14 protein-coding genes are annotated in these 15,559 nt (G+C 73.0%); 3 read left to right on the top strand and 11 right to left on the bottom strand.

The features are described from left to right. Positions 1-61: 61 nt before the first annotated feature. Positions 62-1,855, top strand: coding sequence for a prolyl oligopeptidase family serine peptidase (locus ACFYXV_RS17045; protein WP_389383256.1), 1,794 nt, complete (start codon positions 62-64; stop codon positions 1,853-1,855). 67 nt (positions 1,856-1,922) lie between these two features. Beyond that, positions 1,923-2,756 carry an SURF1 family protein gene (locus ACFYXV_RS17040; protein ID WP_385467813.1) on the top strand — a complete coding sequence of 278 codons (834 nt, stop codon included), beginning with the start codon at positions 1,923-1,925 and terminating at the stop codon, positions 2,754-2,756. Here ACFYXV_RS17040 and ACFYXV_RS17035 read toward each other — a convergent pair. From ACFYXV_RS17035 to ACFYXV_RS17005, 7 genes are all read right to left on the bottom strand, one after another. After that, positions 2,728-3,816: a hypothetical protein gene (locus ACFYXV_RS17035; protein ID WP_389383254.1), complete on the bottom strand. Its 1,089-nt coding sequence runs from the start codon at positions 3,814-3,816 to the stop codon at positions 2,728-2,730. The two genes, ACFYXV_RS17040 and ACFYXV_RS17035, sit on opposite strands and share 29 nt — an antisense overlap. Then, on the bottom strand, positions 3,813-4,553 hold the full coding sequence (locus ACFYXV_RS17030) for a SigE family RNA polymerase sigma factor (protein WP_385467819.1): 741 nt from the start codon (positions 4,551-4,553) through the stop codon (positions 3,813-3,815). The genes ACFYXV_RS17035 and ACFYXV_RS17030 overlap by 4 nt, the downstream gene beginning before the upstream one ends. 169 nt (positions 4,554-4,722) lie before the next feature. Further along, a complete protein-coding gene (locus ACFYXV_RS17025) occupies positions 4,723-5,799 on the bottom strand; it encodes an aspartate-semialdehyde dehydrogenase (RefSeq protein ID WP_385467822.1) in 1,077 nt (358 codons plus the stop codon). Further along, entirely contained in the window at positions 5,796-7,070 is a 1,275-nt protein-coding gene (locus tag ACFYXV_RS17020; protein ID WP_385467825.1) for an aspartate kinase, read from the bottom strand. The genes ACFYXV_RS17025 and ACFYXV_RS17020 overlap by 4 nt, the downstream gene beginning before the upstream one ends. A gap of 108 nt (positions 7,071-7,178) precedes the next feature. Then, positions 7,179-7,835, bottom strand: a complete 657-nt coding sequence (locus tag ACFYXV_RS17015) for a DUF5063 domain-containing protein (protein WP_048477051.1) — start codon at positions 7,833-7,835, stop codon at positions 7,179-7,181. After that, positions 7,828-8,427, bottom strand: coding sequence for a recombination mediator RecR (recR, locus tag ACFYXV_RS17010; protein ID WP_030152816.1), 600 nt, complete (start codon positions 8,425-8,427; stop codon positions 7,828-7,830). Before recR ends, ACFYXV_RS17015 begins: the two co-directional genes overlap by 8 nt. A 97-nt stretch (positions 8,428-8,524) precedes the next feature. Further along, positions 8,525-8,869, bottom strand: a complete 345-nt coding sequence (locus ACFYXV_RS17005) for a YbaB/EbfC family nucleoid-associated protein (RefSeq protein WP_385467830.1) — start codon at positions 8,867-8,869, stop codon at positions 8,525-8,527. 266 nt (positions 8,870-9,135) lie between these two features. Here ACFYXV_RS17005 and ACFYXV_RS17000 point away from each other — a divergent pair, with 266 nt between their 5' ends. Further along, entirely contained in the window at positions 9,136-9,900 is a 765-nt protein-coding gene (locus tag ACFYXV_RS17000; RefSeq protein ID WP_383339345.1) for an SLATT domain-containing protein, read from the top strand. A 57-nt stretch (positions 9,901-9,957) separates the two neighbouring features. Here the strand turns inward: ACFYXV_RS17000 and ACFYXV_RS16995 are convergent, their stop codons facing one another. From ACFYXV_RS16995 to ACFYXV_RS16980, 4 genes are all read right to left on the bottom strand, one after another. Further along, positions 9,958-10,608 carry a hypothetical protein gene (locus tag ACFYXV_RS16995; RefSeq protein WP_383339342.1) on the bottom strand — a complete coding sequence of 217 codons (651 nt, stop codon included), beginning with the start codon at positions 10,606-10,608 and terminating at the stop codon, positions 9,958-9,960. A gap of 108 nt (positions 10,609-10,716) precedes the next feature. Then, on the bottom strand, positions 10,717-13,215 hold the full coding sequence (locus ACFYXV_RS16990; RefSeq protein ID WP_389383251.1) for a glycosyltransferase: 2,499 nt from the start codon (positions 13,213-13,215) through the stop codon (positions 10,717-10,719). Further along, positions 13,212-13,892, bottom strand: a complete 681-nt coding sequence (locus ACFYXV_RS16985; protein ID WP_385467835.1) for a GntR family transcriptional regulator — start codon at positions 13,890-13,892, stop codon at positions 13,212-13,214. The genes ACFYXV_RS16990 and ACFYXV_RS16985 overlap by 4 nt, the downstream gene beginning before the upstream one ends. Before the next feature lie 99 nt (positions 13,893-13,991). Beyond that, entirely contained in the window at positions 13,992-15,374 is a 1,383-nt protein-coding gene (locus ACFYXV_RS16980; protein WP_385467838.1) for an aspartate aminotransferase family protein, read from the bottom strand. Positions 15,375-15,559 lie beyond the last annotated feature (185 nt).

The raw sequence follows: 15,559 nt of genomic DNA, 5'->3' as shown, positions 1-15,559 counted from the left end.
ACGCTGCCCCCTCCCGCCCGCCACGACCATTCGACAGCGCCAATCGGGTTACATGGGAGGTATGACTGACAACACGGCCGTGCCCGATTGGGAGAAGCGCTTCCGCGCGCCGCGCGTCGGGCTGCCCGACTGGGCCGAGGACGCTCCGGACCGATCGCTCTTCGTCTCCAACGCCACCGGGACGTACGAGCTCTACGCCTGGGACCGGGCCACCGACAGCCGGCGGCAGGCCACCGACCGGCCCAACGGGACCACCGACGGGACCCTCTCCCCCGACGGGGAGTGGATCTGGTGGTTCTCCGACACCGACGGCGACGAGTTCGGCACCTGGGTGCGCCAGCCCTTCGCGGGCGGCCCCGACGAGCCGGCCACCCCCGGGCTGGAGCCCTCGTACCCCGCCGGGCTCGCCATCGGGCGGGACGGGACCTCCGTCATCGGCCGGTCCACCGACGAGGAGGGGACCACCATCCACGTGGTGCGCCCGGACGGCACGGAGCCCGCGGTGATCTACCGGCACCGGGAGTCGGCCGGCGTCGGCGACCTCTCCCGCGACGGGACCCTGATCGCGATCGAGCACACCGAGCACGGCGACGCCATGCACTCGGCGCTGCGCGTGGTCACCCTCGACGGGACCACCGTCGCCGAGCTCGACGACTCCCGGGAGGGGACGGTGGAGCTCGGCCTGGAGGTGCTCGGCTTCGCGCCGGTCGCCGGGGACACCCGGCTGCTCGTCGGCCACCAGCGGCGCGGCCGCTGGGAACCGATGGTCTGGGACGTGGCCACCGGGTCCGAGCAGGACCTGGCGATCGAGCTGCCGGGCGACGTCAGCGCCGAGTGGTACCCGGACGGCTCCGCGCTGCTGATCGCGCACGGCTTCGAGGCGCGCAGCGAACTGTGGCGCTACGACCTGGCCGCGCGCGAGCTCGTCAAGGTCGACACCCCGCCCGGCACCGTCTCCGGCGCGAGCGCCCGGCCCGACGGCACGGTGGAGTACCTGTGGTCCTCGGCGGCCGAGCCCTCGGCCGTACGGTCCACCGCCGGCGGGATCGTCCTGGACCCTCCCGGCTTCCGGGCGCCCGGCTCGGTACCGGTGGAGGACGTGTGGGTGGAGGGCCCCGGCGGGCGCGTCCACGCGCTGGCGCAGCGGCCCGTGGGCCACGGCGACGGCCCCTTCCCGACGGTCTTCGAGGTGCACGGCGGGCCGACCTGGCACGACAGCGACGCCTTCGCGGCGACCCCGGCGGCCTGGCTGGACCACGGTTTCGCGGTGGTCCGGGTCAACTACCGCGGCTCGACCGGCTACGGCCGCGAGTGGACCGACGCGCTCAAGCACCGCGTCGGCCTGATCGAGCTGGAGGACATCGCGGCCGTCCGGGAGTGGGCGGTGGGCTCCGGCCTCGCCGACCCGGCGCGCCTGGTGCTCTCCGGCGGTTCCTGGGGCGGCTACCTGGCCCTGCTGGGCCTCGGCACGCAGCCCGAGGCCTGGGCCGTGGGCCTGGCCGCCGTCCCCGTCGCCGACTACGTGACGGCGTACCACGACGAGATGGAGGCGCTGAAGTCCCTGGACCGCACCCTCTTCGGCGGTACGCCGGAGGAGGTCCCGGACCGCTTCGAGGCCTCCTCGCCGCTCACGTACGTGGACGCGGTCAAGGCCCCCGTCCACATCGCGGCGGGCGTCAACGACCCGCGCTGCCCGATCCGCCAGATCGAGAACTACGTGGAGCGGCTGGCGGCGCGCGGGGCGGTGCACGAGGTGTACCGCTACGACGCCGGGCACGGCTCGCTCGTCGTGGAGGAACGGATCAAGCAGGTCCGGATGGAGCTGGAGTTCGTGCGCGAGCACCTCCCGCGGTAAGGCCCGGTGCGGCCTCGGCGGCGGCCCCGGCCCCGGTGATCCGGTACACCCCCCGTACGGTGGTGGGGTGCACCGGTTTCTCCTGACCCCGCGCTGGTGGGGGATCAACGTCTTCGTCGCGCTCGCCGTCCCCGTCTGCCTGTTCATGGGGACCTGGCAGCTCGGCCGGTTCGAGGACCGTGTCGACAGCCACAAGGAGGCGGGCGCGGGAGGACCTGCGGCCGGGGCCGCCGCGCCGCTGGAGTCACTGCTCCCGGTGGACAAGAAGACCTCCGGACGCCTCGCCTCCGCCTCCGGCGAGTACGCCGAGCAGCTGCTCGTCCCCGAGCGGCGGCTCGACGGCAGGAGCGGGTTCTACGTCCTGACCCTGCTGCGGACCGACTCCGGCAAGGCCGTCCCGGTGGTCCGGGGCTGGCTGCCGGGCACCGCGGACGCCTCGAAGGCCCCGGCGGCGCCGACCGGGCGGGTCGAGGTGACCGGCGCGCTCCAGGCCTCCGAGAGCTCCACCAGCAAGGGCGTGTACGCCGAGGGCGGGCTGCCGGCCGGGCAGCTCGGGGTGATCGGGGCGGCCTCGCTGGTCAACCTCGTGCCCTACGGGCTCTACGACGCCTGGCTGACGGTGCAGACCCCGGCGGACGGCCTGACCCCGGTGCCCGCGCAGGCGCCGGTCAACACCGGGCTGGACCTGAAGGCCTTCCAGAACCTCGGCTACACCGGCGAGTGGTTCGTCTTCGCCGCGTTCGTGCTGTTCATGTGGTTCCGGCTCTACCGCCGCGAGGTGGAGACCCTGCGCGATGCCGAGGCGGGGCTGGTGCCGCAGGCCGCCGCGGCCACGACACCCGCCGCCGGGGCGGTCGCCGCCCCGGCCGCCGCTAAGGCTTCGGCGCGTCCAGCGGAATGACGCCGGTCCGGTAGACCGTCCCCCCGCAGGCGGCGGGGATCGTCGTCTGCGTGGTGGGCGCACCCGGCAGCGTCGTGTGCGGCGTGTGCGTCACCTCCACCCCGGTCGGCTCCGGAGCCTTGCCCGCGGTGTCCGGATCCGAACGCGTGACCCGGGCCGCCGAGCCCTGCCCGCCGTCCGGGGCGTCCGCCGGGGGCTTGGACACCGGATCGGGCGTGGCAGCCGGGCAGGACTGCGCCGAGGGAACCCAGGCGAAGCGGACCTCGTACGCCGTGTTCGGCTGGAGCACCAGCAGCGGCGTCTCCGCCGAGGGGTCGGGCAGCCCGGCCGCCGGATCCCCCGCCGTGTGGCCGACCACGGTGACCCCCGAGGACTGGCCGGGCGCCGACACGGAGGCCGCCGTCACGGTGTCCGGGCCGATGACCGTGCAGCCGCGCACCGAGACGTTGGTGACCTTGAAACTGCCGTACACCTTGCCGTCGGCCTCCGGGGACTTGGCGCTGCCCTGCACCCCGAGCTGCTCCGCGCTGCATCCGGGCACGCCGGGCGCCGCCGCCACGGGGGGCTGCGGGCCGGTCCCGGCCGAGGCCCCCGCGGTCGCGCCCGCGGTGTCCGGGCCGGCCGTGCCGCCGCCGGTCGGGGCGCCGCCGTCCTGCGCGTCCGGCCGCGCGCCGGTGCCGGCCGTCTCCGCGCCCGCGCCGGCGGCCTTGCCGGGCCGGGGGTCGCCCTCGCCGTCCTGGTGCGGATCGGAGGTGCCGCCGCCGGCCCCGGTCCCGGGCCGCTCGCCGTGCCCGGCCATCGCCGAGCGGTCGGCGCCGCCGCCCTCGCCGCCGGTGATGTGCAGGTGCAGGGCCGCCGGGATGGCCGTACCGGCCAGCAGCGCGGCCACCGCCGCCCCGACGAGGGCCTGGCGCTTGCGGGTCCTGCGTACGGGGACGGCGTACCGCAGCCGCTCCAGCGCGCCCTCGGAGGGCTCCAGGCCTTCGACGGCTCCGCGCAGCAGGCTCCGCAGCGCCTGTTCCTCGCCCCCGCCGCCCGGCGGGGTGTGGTCGTCCATCATGACTGCGCAGCCTCCATCGCCACCCGCAGCGCGGCAATGCCCCGCGATCCGTACGCCTTGACCGAGCCGAGCGAGACGCCGAGCGTCTCGGCGACCTGGGCCTCCGTCATGTCCGCGAAGTACCTCAGCACCAGCACCTCGCGCTGACGCCGCTGGAGTCCGCGCATCGCCTTGATGAGATCGTCCCGTTCCAGCTGGTCGTACGCGCCCTCCTCGGCGCTGGCCATGTCCGGCATCGGCTTCGAGAGCAGCTTGAGGCCGAGGATGCGGCGGCGCAGCGCGGAGCGCGAGAGGTTGACGACGGTCTGGCGCAGATACGCCAGTGTCTTGTCCCGATCGCGAACCCGGTTGCGGGCCGAGTGGACCCGGATGAACGCCTCCTGGACGACGTCCTCGCAGGAGGCGGTGTCGTCGAGGAGCAGGGCGGCCAGGCCGAGCAGGGAGCGGTAGTGGGCCTGGTAGGTCTCGGTGAGGTGGTCGACCGTGGTGCCCGCGACGACGGCCGGCTCGGCGGACGTCTCCTCCCCGGTCCCCGCGGCCTCCGCGCTATCGCGGGGCGCGGGCACGCGGCCGGCCAGGGTCGGTACGGCGGAGGGCACGGCGATCGGCGCCGCGGCCGGCGGAACGGGAAGGATCACGGTGAGCCCGCCGGGCACGGGCGTGCGGGAAGGCCGGCGCGGCGCACCGAGTGCGCTGCGCGCCGGTACGACGGCGAAGTCGAGAAGTGCCTCTGCCACGCCAGTTGGACACGCGTCCCCCCACCAGGGTTGTACGCGTGAGGCCGCCTCACCAGCAAAATCCCCATAGCCCTCATGCGCACCCGCTCTTCCTGATTGCCCCGCCCGTCCAGGCGGCAGTCAGGCCATCACCTTGATCAAGGGATCAGCACTGATCCTACAAAGTGAATTACGCGAATTCACCAGCGATCAGTTCCGCGATCCGAGTGGCGTTCAGGGCGGCCCCGTTGCGGAGATTGTCCGCGCACACGAAGAACTCCAGGGAGTGCGGATCGTCGAGCGAGCCCCGCAGCCGCCCCACCCAGGCCGGATCCGTCCCCGCGGCGTCCACCGGAGTCGGGAACTCCCCGGCGGCCGGGTCGTCCACCACGACCACGCCGGGCGCGGCCTCCAGGACCTCCCGGGCGTGCGAGGCGTCCGCCTCGGCCTCGAACCGCGCCCGTACGCTCAGCGAGTGCCCGGTCAGCACCGGCACCTGTACGCAGGTCACCGCCACCGGGAGCGCGTCCAGGTGGAGGACCCGGCGTACTTGCGCCCGTACGGCCAGCTCGTGCGAGGACCAGCCGCCCTCGCACAGCTCACCGGACCACGGCACGACGTTCAGCGCGAGCGGGGCGGCGAAGGGACCGGCGTCCTCGCCGACGGCCCGGCGCACGTCCCCGGTCTGCTCGCCCAGCGAGGTCCCGGCCACCAGCGACAGCTGGCGCCGCAGCGCATCGGAGCCGGCCCGCCCGGCCGCGCTGGCGGCCTGGTACGAGGACACGGTCAGGTCGGCCAGCGCGTACTCGGCGTGCAGCGCGCCCAGGGCCGCGATCATCGCGGCGGTGACGCAGTCCGGGCCCGCGACGATGCCGCGCGGGCGCTCCCGTACGGCCTGGGCGTTGACCTCGGGCACCACCATCGGCACCTCGGGATCCTCCCGGAAGGCCGCGGACTGGTCGACGGCGACGGCCCCGCGCATGACGACGGCCGGGGCCCACCTGGCCGAGACCTCGGGCGGGGTCAGGAACAGCACCACGTCGCCCCGCCCGATGCCCTCGAAGGCGTCCTCGGTGAGGGCGAGCACCTCGCACTCCCGCCCGCGCACGGTCAGTACGCGGCCGGCCGAGCGCCCGGAGGCGATCAGGCGTATGTCACCCCAGACGTCCGCCCGCTGGGAGAGGATCTGGAGTACGACGGAGCCGACCGCTCCGGTCGCCCCGACCACGGCGAGCGCCGGAGCCGGGGCCGACCGGGTCCCGGTCATCGTCCGGTGCCTCCGTAGACGACGGCCTCGTCGCTGTCGGAGTCGAGGCCGAAGGCCGTGTGCACGGCGCGGACGGCCTCGTTGACGTCGTCCTGGCGGGTCACGACCGAGATGCGGATCTCGGAGGTCGAGATCAGCTCGATGTTCACGCCCGCGTCGGACAGCGCCTGGAAGAAGGAGGCGGTGACGCCCGGGTTCGTCTTCATGCCCGCGCCGACCAGGGAGATCTTGCCGATCTGGTCGTCGTAGCGCAGGGAGTCGAAGCCGATGGCGCCCTTGGCCTTCTCCAGCGCGTCGATGGCCTTGTGGCCCTCGGTCTTGGGGAGGGTGAAGGAGATGTCCGTCAGGCCCGTGGACGCGGCGGACACGTTCTGCACGATCATGTCGATGTTGATCTCGGCGTCCGCGATGGCGCGGAAGATCGCCGCCGCCTCGCCCGGCTTGTCCGGAACGCCGACGACCGTGATCTTGGCTTCGGAGACGTCGTGAGCGACTCCGGAGATGATGGCGTGCTCCACCTGCGCGTCCCCTTGCGGATTCTCGTTGCTGACCCAGGTGCCCGGCAGTCCGGAGAAGGACGAGCGGACGTGGATCGGGATGTTGTAGCGGCGCGCGTACTCGACGCAGCGGTGCAGCAGCACCTTGGAACCGGAGGCCGCGAGCTCCAGCATGTCCTCGGAGGAGATCCAGTCGATCTTCCGGGCCTTCTTCACGACGCGGGGGTCCGCGGTGAAGACGCCGTCGACATCGGTGTAGATCTCGCAGACCTCGGCGTCCAGCGCCGCGGCGAGCGCGACGGCGGTGGTGTCGGAGCCGCCGCGGCCGAGGGTGGTGATGTCCTTGGAGTCCGCCGACACGCCCTGGAAACCGGCGACGATGGCGATGTTGCCCTCGTCCAGCGCGGTGCGGATGCGGCCCGGCGTGACATCGATGATGCGCGCTTTGTTGTGGACCGAGTCGGTGATGACGCCTGCCTGGCTGCCGGTGAACGACTGGGCCTCGTGGCCCAGGTTTTTGATCGCCATGGCCAGCAGGGCCATGGAGATCCGCTCTCCGGCGGTCAGCAGCATGTCGAATTCGCGCCCGGCAGGCATCGGTGACACCTGCTCGGCGAGATCGATCAGCTCGTCCGTCGTGTCGCCCATCGCGGAAACCACGACGACCACCTGGTGGCCGTTCTTCTTGGCGTCCACGATCCGCTTGGCGACGCGCTTGATGCCCTCGGCATCGGCTACGGAGGAGCCTCCGTACTTCTGCACGACAAGGCCCACGTGCGCTCCTCGCTCAGTCCGTCTCATTGCTGGTGCAGTGTAACGAGCGGCCGCGATCCGACCGCTTCGTACCACATCATGAGACGATCAGACCAGGAACCGGGTTCCCTACTTCCCCGGCAGACCCAGCCGGGCACCGATTTCCTCGGCCATCACCCGTCCGGCCTGCTCGGCGAGGTCGTCCTCGGCGAGGTCCTCGTCGGTGTCCAGACCGTCCAGGGCCTCCAGCGGCTGGTCCAGCCGCACGTGGGCGATCAGCGACTGCAGGGCGCGCAGCGTCGCCGAGGCCGTCGGCCCCCAGTTGGTGAAGTACGAGAACTGCCACCACCACAGCGCCTCGGTGGTCCGGCCCGCCTGGTGGTGGATGAGGCCGTGCCGCAGGTCCGCCACCACGTCGGCGAGGTCGTCCGAGATCCGGTGCGCGACGGGAGCCTTGCGCGGCTCGTACGGGTCGAAGACCTCGGAGTAGACGTCGACCGGCTCCAGCATGAGGGCGAAACGCTCGCGCAGGTCGTCCACGTCGGGCTCCGGGCCGAGGTCGGGCTCGTAGCGCTCGTCGGGCAGGACGTCCTGGTACGCGCCCAGCCGGCCGCCCGCCAGCAGCAGCTGGGACACCTCCAGGAGGAGGAAGGGCACCGCGCTGTCCGGGTCCTCGCCCTTGGCCACCTCGGTGACCGCGACGATGAAGGATTCGATCTGGTCCGCGATCGAGGCCGCGAAATCGTCCGGATCCACTCCCAGGGCGTGCAGCATTGCGTCAGACATCGAGAAGTCGCCTTCCTTCAAAGGCCCGCCCCAGCGTGACCTCGTCCGCGTACTCCAGATCTCCCCCGACGGGGAGCCCGCTGGCCAGGCGGGTGACCTTCAGGCCCATGGGCTTGATCATGCGGGCGAGGTAGGTGGCGGTCGCCTCGCCCTCCAGGTTCGGGTCGGTGGCGAGGATCAGCTCGGTCACCTCTCCGTCCGCGAGCCGCGCCAGCAGCTCGCGGATGCGCAGGTCGTCCGGGCCGACGCCCTCGATCGGACTGATCGCACCGCCGAGGACGTGGTACCGGCCCCGGAACTCGCGGGTCCGCTCGATCGCGACCACGTCCTTCGGCTCCTCCACCACGCAGATGACCGTGGTGTCGCGGCGCGGGTCGCGGCAGATGTTGCACCGCTCCTCCTGCGCCACGTTCCCGCACACCGCGCAGAACCGGACCTTGTCCTTGACCTCCAGCAGCGCGTGCGCGAGGCGGCGGACGTCGGTGGGCTCGGCCTGCAGGATGTGGAAGGCGATCCGCTGCGCGCTCTTGGGCCCGACGCCGGGCAGCCTGCCCAGTTCGTCGATCAGGTCCTGGACCACGCCTTCGTACACGGACTGCCTTCTTTCGTTCTGCGGTGGGGGTGTGGGGTCGGGTCGGGTCGGGTCGGGTCGTGCGGGTCGGGGTCGGGTTCGGGTGCCGGACCGCGGGCTAGAACGGCAGGCCGGGGATGCCGCTGCCGCCGCCCAGGCCCTGGGCCAGCGGGCCGAGCTTCTCCTGCTGGAGCGCCTGGGCGTTCTCGTTGGCCGCCTGGACCGCCGCGACGATCAGGTCGGCGAGGGTTTCGGTGTCCGCCGGGTCCACGGCCTTCGGGTCGATCACCAGCGCGCGCAGTTCACCGGAGCCGGTGACGGTCGCCTTCACCAGGCCGCCGCCGGCCTGGCCCTCGACCTCGGCCTGCGCGAGCGCCTCCTGGGCCGCGGCGAGGTCCTGCTGCATCTTCTGGGCCTGCTGGAGCAGCTGCTGCATGTTGGGCTGGCCACCACCGGGAATCACAGGTCACTCACTCCGTCGCGTCGGTCCAAGACTGGGCAGCTTGGTCAATCCGAGCCTACGTGCTCCCCGCGCGGCGCGCCCTACGCCGTGAGGACCAACTCTTTCGAGTGAGAGACGGGGCGTGCGCGTACCTGATGGAGACCTCCTTGCGGGCGGAAAACCGGGGATTCGCCGCCCATGGGCCGCCATTCGAAGGTAGGAAGAGCATGCGCATCATTGCGCACACGCGCACCACCACACGTCAGCGCAGGCAGAGGGAGTGCCGGGTGAGCCAGCCGGAGATGCAGCCCGAGGGGCCACCCCGGGATCCCCGGGAACCCCGGGACTCCCGGGAGGAGGGCAGCGGACCGATGGCGGCGGGCGATCTGACCGGCGGGCCGTTCCCTCTCGGGGACTGGGGCGAGCCGGCCGAGCGGCTGGACGAGCTCTACCGGCGGGTCGAGGCCGATGCGCTGCGCACCGCGGAGTGGTACCTGTCCGACCGGGCGTGGAAGCGCCGGGGCGCGCGGGTGCTGCGGGTCGGAGCCGCCGCGGGGGCGGTGGCCGGGGCCGCGATGCCGCTGCTGGAGCTGACGGGGTCCGCGCCGGGGGTGGCCTCGTACGGCTACCTTTCGCTGCTCCTGGCCGCGGCCTGCCTGGCCTGCGACCGGTTCTTCGGCCTGACCTCGGGCTGGATGCGGGACGTGGCCACGGCGCAGGCGGTACAGCGCCGCCTGCAGACGCTGCAGTTCGACTGGGCCTCGGAGAACGTGCGGGAGGTGCTGGGGCCCACGGAGGGCACGGCGAGCGAGGCCGCCGAGCGGTGCCTGACCGTGCTCCGCCGCTTCTCGGAGGACGTGACGGAGCTGGTGCGCTCGGAGACCGCGGAGTGGATGGTGGAGTTCTCCTCGGGGCCGGCGCCGCTGGTGATGCAGTCGCTCGGCGCCCCGTCCTCGCGGGCGGAGGCGGGCCTCCCGCCGACCCGCTTCCCCCTCCCCCCGGGCACCCGCCCCAACATGCCGCGCCAGCGCCCGCCGGAGCAGCCCCGCTGAAAGCGGCCCCGCCGGTGTGTGAGGGGGTCGGGGGACGAGCCCCCGACCCGACGGCGGTCAGCTGAAGATGATCATCGAGCCTTGGCCGAGGCTCCGCGTCGCGGCGGCGTGCAGGCCCAGCCACACGTGCCGCTCCCGCGCGAAGGGGCTCTCGTCGTACGGAATCGGCCCCGCGGGCTCCTCCAGGGACGTGGGCCGGCCCGGCGCGGCCGGAGCCCCCGGCGGGTTCCCCGGGTCTATCCCGATCGCCGGCGCCACCACCATCAGCTCGCGCAGCAGGCCCTGCGCCGAGCCCAGCGGCCCGCCTCCGGCCAGCAGCTCCTCGTTGGCCAGCGGAGCCGCGAAGTCCACCGGCACGTACGCCCCGGCATGGTCGTAGTGCCACACCAGGTGCGACTGCTGCGCCGTCGGCTCGAACATCTCCAGAAGCTGCTCGTAGTCCCCGCCCAGCTCGTCCACCGGCGTCACCGGCAGTCCGCAGATCTGCAGCAGGTAGGCCCGCCGCAGGAAGTGCAGGGCGTCGTAGTCGAAGCCGGCGACGGGGGCCACGTCCCCGCTCAGGCCCGGCATGTACGCGAACACGGGCACCGACGGCAGGCCCGCCTCGCCCAGCGCCTTGTCGTACGAGGCGATCTCTTCCGCGAACGGGTTGTCGGGGCTGTGGCACAGCACGTCGACAAGGGGGACCAGCCACAGGTCACAGGCCACGCGGGCTCCGATCAGTCGGTGTCGCCGATCCCGCCAGCGTAGTGTGCCGAACACCCTCCGCGAAGGGCTGCGCAGAACCTGGGGCGGAACTCGCGCCGGAGCCGCCCGCTACACCCGGTCCGGACCCACCCTCCAGACCCAGACGTCCTCGACCTTCTGCGGCTGCCGCCCCAGCAGCTCGCTGATCATGTCGCGCAGCTCGACCCCGCGGTCCTGGAAGGGCAGCACGACGGCGCCCGCCTTCCAGAACTCCAGGTCCCGGCGGGCCTGGTCCCGCCACTGCGGGGTGATCTCCGGCGGCTGCTGCCCGTACCGGACGTCCCGCAGGAGGTTCGACAGGTGGCGCGGGGTGGCCCCGTAGATGCCGATCCGGTCGGGCCCCCACGGCCCGTTGAAGTAGCCGCCGGCCAGCCGGAAGCCGAAGTCCGCCTCGACCTGCCAGTGCAGCGCGTCCGCCTGGCCGGGGTCCGGCAGCGGTACGGGCACGAGTGCTTCGCCGTCCTTGACGTAGCCCTTCCAGGCCCCCGAGGTGATGAACGCCGGCACCGGCGCCCGCTCCCGTACGGCCAGCGGCAGCGGCAGCACCGGGATCAGCGCCGCCGCCACCGCGAGGAGGCCGAGCGTGCGCAGCTCGCGGGTGCGCACCGTCACGATCCGGTCCAGCGCGAGCGCGAGCAGCACGCCCAGGACGGGGGCGCACACCATCGCCACGCGCCCCTCGATCACCGACTCGAACAGCGGCAGCTTCACCATCAGCCGCCAGGGCCCCGGCAGCACGACGTCGGTGCGCGGGACCGGCACCCAGGGTCCGAGGGACAGTGCCAGCGCCACGAAACCGGTGATCGCGAGCGCGCGGACCGGCTTGCTGCGCCACATCCACACGCAGACGGCCACGCCGAGCGCGAGCAGCGGCCAGCCGTAGAAGGCGTTCTGCTCGGTGGTGTTCAGCGAGAGCCGTCCGGCCGTCTCGGCGTCGCCGAAGAGCGAGCGGGCCGCGTACTCGACCAGGGCGCGCGGGCTGTTGCCGGCGTTGTCCCCGTGCAGGACCGAGTGGTAGCTCTGCGGGCCGAAGAACTGCCAGTACAGCGGGTAGATCAGCAGCGGTACGCAGACGCCCGCGGCGATGACCAGGCCGAGGCCCAGCGGCCGTGCGGCCGCGAGCGCGCGCCGCCGGTCGACCAGCAGGTAGGCGAGGGAGAAGACCAGCATGCCGAGCGCGGCGATGAGCAGCGGCTCCTCGCCGAGGAAGATCTGGTACGTGGCGAACAGGCCGAGCAGGACCCCGTCGCGGACCACGTTCCGGCCCTCGCACAGGCGCAGGGCCCGGTCGATGATCAGCGGGAGCATGAAGAGGACGACGAAGTTCGGGTGGCCGTTGGCGTGCGAGACCATCGGCGGCGCGAACGCGGCGAGCGCCCCGCCCGCGGCGGCGGCCCAGCGGCTCCGCACGAGGCGGCGGCGGATCAGCCAGTACCAGGTCCAGGCGCTGGCGGCCATGCCGAGCGTCAGGACGAGCGCGAAGGTGACCGTCTCGCCGAACAGGAGCGTGACCGGGATCAGCGGGACGGTCAGGCCGAGCATCGTGGCGTTGGCCATCAGGTTCACGCCGTCGGGCATGCCCTGGGCCGTGGTGAAGAGCGGATTGCGCAGGTGGGTGATGTTGTCGGTGGCGACGCCGACGAACCACTCCCACTGGTTCTGGTCCTGGAGCGCGTCCGCGAGGTAGCGGCCGTCGAGGTCCGCCCACAGGCCGTGGAAGACGTACGCGGACAGGACGAGGAAGACGGCGGCGACGGCGAGGCCGCCGGCGTTCAGGCGGAAGAGCTCGGTGAGCGCGCGGCGCCGGTCGCCGGGGACCGCGGCCGCGGACGGGCGGGGGCGGGCGGCCGGCTGCGGGGTGCGGCTCACCGGGACCTCGGCCGCGTACCAGCCCTGGCGGCGCATCCAGCGCAGCACCTCGGCGTCGATGGCCGGTCCGTCGAGGACGGAGGCGCCGAAGGCGGCCCGTGCCCGGTCGCCGTCGAAGAGGGCGAAGCCGCAGGTGTCGGCGCGCAAACCCGGCATCCCGGGGATGCCCAGGGCGCGGACCAGGCGGTTTCCCGTCCGGCCGAGGGCGGCGGTCGCACTCTCGCTTTCGTTCCCGTTCCCGTTCCCGTTCCCGTTCTGCGGATCCTCCTGGCCCAGGGCCCGCTCCAGGTGGTCCAGCTCAGCCGGCGGTGTCCTGAGCCCGGCGTCGGCGAGCAGTACCCGCTGCCCGGCGCAGGCGAGTACTCCGGCGCGCAGCGCGGCGCCCCTGCCGCGGTGGTGCTCGGAGCGGATCAGGCGGATCCGGGGTTCGTCGGCGGCCGCGGCCTCGACGAGGGCGGCGGTGCCGTCGGTGGAGGCGTCGTCGGCGACGACGAGCTCCCAGTCGCCGGGGCCGGTGCCGAGGCGGGCGTCGAGATGGGCGCGGAAGGCGTCGAGCGTCGCGCCGATCCGGTGCGCGTCTTCGTGCGCGGGGATGACGACGGAGAGCCCGACGGCGCCGAGCCAGTCGGGGGCGGCCACTTTGCCGGTGCCGGTGCCCGTGCAGGTGCCGGTCTCGCCGGTCGCGGTCGTGTCGGTCACGCGCCGACCGCCTTCAGGCCCGCGGCCCAGTCCAGCGCGCGCTGGTTGTACGCGCGCACCAGCGTGCGCACCTCGTCGGCGTCGGCCCGCGTCACCGCGTCCACCAGCTCGTTGTGGCCGGACCACAGCCCGGTGTGCAGATCGGGGGCCGCCTTCAGGTGCGGTACGGCGAAGACCCAGCACTGCACGCGGATGCGGTGCAGGAAATCCGAGATGTACGTGTTGCCGACCAGCCCGCTCAGCTCCCTCCAGAAGCGCAGGTCGTAGCCGATCAGCACTTCGAGGGACCCGCTGTGCGCGGCCCTGCACGCCTCCTCGGCACGACGGCGCACCGACACCAGCATTTCGCCGGAGCCGGGCGCGGTGCCGCGCTCGACGAGCCGCCGGAAGATCCCGTCCACTATGAGCGTACGGGCCTCGATCATGCCCCGGTAGTCGTCCACGGTGAAGACGCGCACGCGAAAGCCCCGGTGCTGCACCGATTCCAGCAGCCCTTGGGCCGAGAGGTCGACGAGCGCCTCGCGCACGGGGGTCGCGGAGACCTCGTACTGCTCGGCGATCTGCTTGACGGTGAACTCCGTGCCCGGTGGCAGGCGTCCCGCCAGCACCTCGTCACGCAGCGCGTCCGCGATCTGCTGGCGAAGTGTGTTGCGGGTGACAGCGCCGCTGCCTGGCATAAGGGTCCGTCTCCTCGGTAGAACTTTCGGACACCTTAGGCCAGGCAGCGAGGCCGAAACCGATCGAACGCGGGTGGTTTCCGTCTCGGACGGCCCCGGTCAGCCGGACGTGGTGTGCCGGTCCGCGACCGTCAGCGCCTCGTCCAGCAGGGCCAGACCCTCCTTGGCCTCCGCCTCGGTGATGTTGCACGGCGGGACCACGTGGGTGCGGTTCATGTTCACGAAGGGCCACAGGCCGGAGGCCTTGCAGGCCGCCGCGAACTCGGCCATGGGCGCGTTGTCGGCGCCGGCCGCGTTGTACGGGACGAGCGGCTCGCGCGTCTGCTTGTCCCGTACGAGCTCCAGCGCCCAGAAGGCGCCGAGGCCGCGGACCTCGCCGACCGACGGGTGCCGCTCGGCGATCTCGGCGAGCGCCGGGCCGATGACGTTCGCGCCGAGGTGGGCGGCGTGCTCGACGACGCCCTCCTCCTCCATGGTGTTGATCGTCGCCACTGCGGCGGCGCAGGCCAGCGGGTGGCCGGAGTACGTCAGCCCGCCCGGGTAGGGCCGGCGGGCGAAGGTCTCGGCGATGGCGGCCGAGATGGCGACGCCGCCGAGGGGCACGTACCCGCTGTTCACGCCCTTGGCGAAGGTGATCAGGTCGGGGGTGACGTCCCAGTGCTGGGCGGCGAACCACTTGCCGGTGCGGCCGAAGCCGGACATGACCTCGTCGAGGATGAAGACGATGCCGTGGCGGTCGCAGAGCTCGCGCACGCCCGCCAGGTAGCCGGCCGGCGGGGTCATGATCCCGGCGGTGCCGGGCACGCTCTCCAGGATGATCGCGGCGATGGTCGCCGGGCCCTCGAAGGCGATGGTGTCGGCGAGGTGCGCGAGGGCGCGCTCGCACTCCTCGGCCTCGGTGGCGGCGTGGAACGGCGAGCGGTAGAGGAACGGGCCCCAGAAGTGCACGACTCCGGCGGCGGCCGTGTCGGAGGGCCAGCGGCGCGGGTCGCCGGTCAGGTTGATCGCGGCGGCGGTGGCCCCGTGGTACGAGCGGTACGTGGACAGCACCTTCTGCCGGCCCGTGTGCAGACGGGCCATGCGGACGGCGTTCTCGACGGCCTCGGCGCCGCCGTTGGTGAAGAAGACCTTGTCCAGGTCGCCCGGGGTCCGCTCGGCGATGAGGCGTGCGGCCTCGGAGCGGACGTCGACGGCGAAGCCGGGCGCGAGGGTGCAGAGCCGGGCGGCCTGCTCCTGGATCGCGGCGACGACCTTGGGGTGCTGGTGGCCGATGTTGGTGTTCACCAGCTGGGAGGAGAAGTCGAGGTAGCGGTGGCCGTCGTAGTCCCAGAAGTACGAGCCCTCGGCCCCGGCGACGGCGAGCGGGTCGATCAGGGCCTGGGCGGACCAGGAGTGGAAGACGTGGGCGCGGTCGGCGGCCTTGACGGCTGCTCCGGTGGCCGCGATGTCTGCGGGGTTGCCCGTGGTGACGTGAGGGGTCATGCGGCCACGCTAAGAGTGCCCAGGTGGGAGGGGATATCGGCGGACTGTCTGCGGGTGGGGTCCGGGTCTCGGCAGTCTGTCGGCAGGTGACGCGGAACGGGACGCGGAACGGGACGCGGAACGGGGTGCCCGGCGGCTGGTGGGACGCTTATTGACAGCAAGCTGTCGAAGTGACAGTCTACTGT

Origin of the sequence: Streptomyces sp. NPDC002181 (assembly GCF_042890485.1) — a bacterium.
Taxonomy (GTDB): Bacteria; Actinomycetota; Actinomycetes; order Streptomycetales; family Streptomycetaceae; genus Streptomyces.
This window is presented reverse-complemented; position numbering and strand designations above follow the sequence as displayed.

What these genes read in the sequence shown, in the direction of transcription:
- ACFYXV_RS17045 (WP_389383256.1), top strand. Translation starts at nt 62, where the DNA reads ATGACTGACAACACGGCCGTGCCCGATTGGGAGAAGCGCTTCCGCGCG.
- ACFYXV_RS17035 (WP_389383254.1), bottom strand. Translation starts at nt 3,816, where the DNA reads ATGATGGACGACCACACCCCGCCGGGCGGCGGGGGCGAGGAACAGGCG.
- ACFYXV_RS17015 (WP_048477051.1), bottom strand. Translation starts at nt 7,835, where the DNA reads ATGTCTGACGCAATGCTGCACGCCCTGGGAGTGGATCCGGACGATTTC.
- ACFYXV_RS16980 (WP_385467838.1), bottom strand. Translation starts at nt 15,374, where the DNA reads ATGACCCCTCACGTCACCACGGGCAACCCCGCAGACATCGCGGCCACC.
- ACFYXV_RS17025 (WP_385467822.1), bottom strand. Translation starts at nt 5,799, where the DNA reads ATGACCGGGACCCGGTCGGCCCCGGCTCCGGCGCTCGCCGTGGTCGGG.
- ACFYXV_RS16985 (WP_385467835.1), bottom strand. Translation starts at nt 13,892, where the DNA reads ATGCCAGGCAGCGGCGCTGTCACCCGCAACACACTTCGCCAGCAGATC.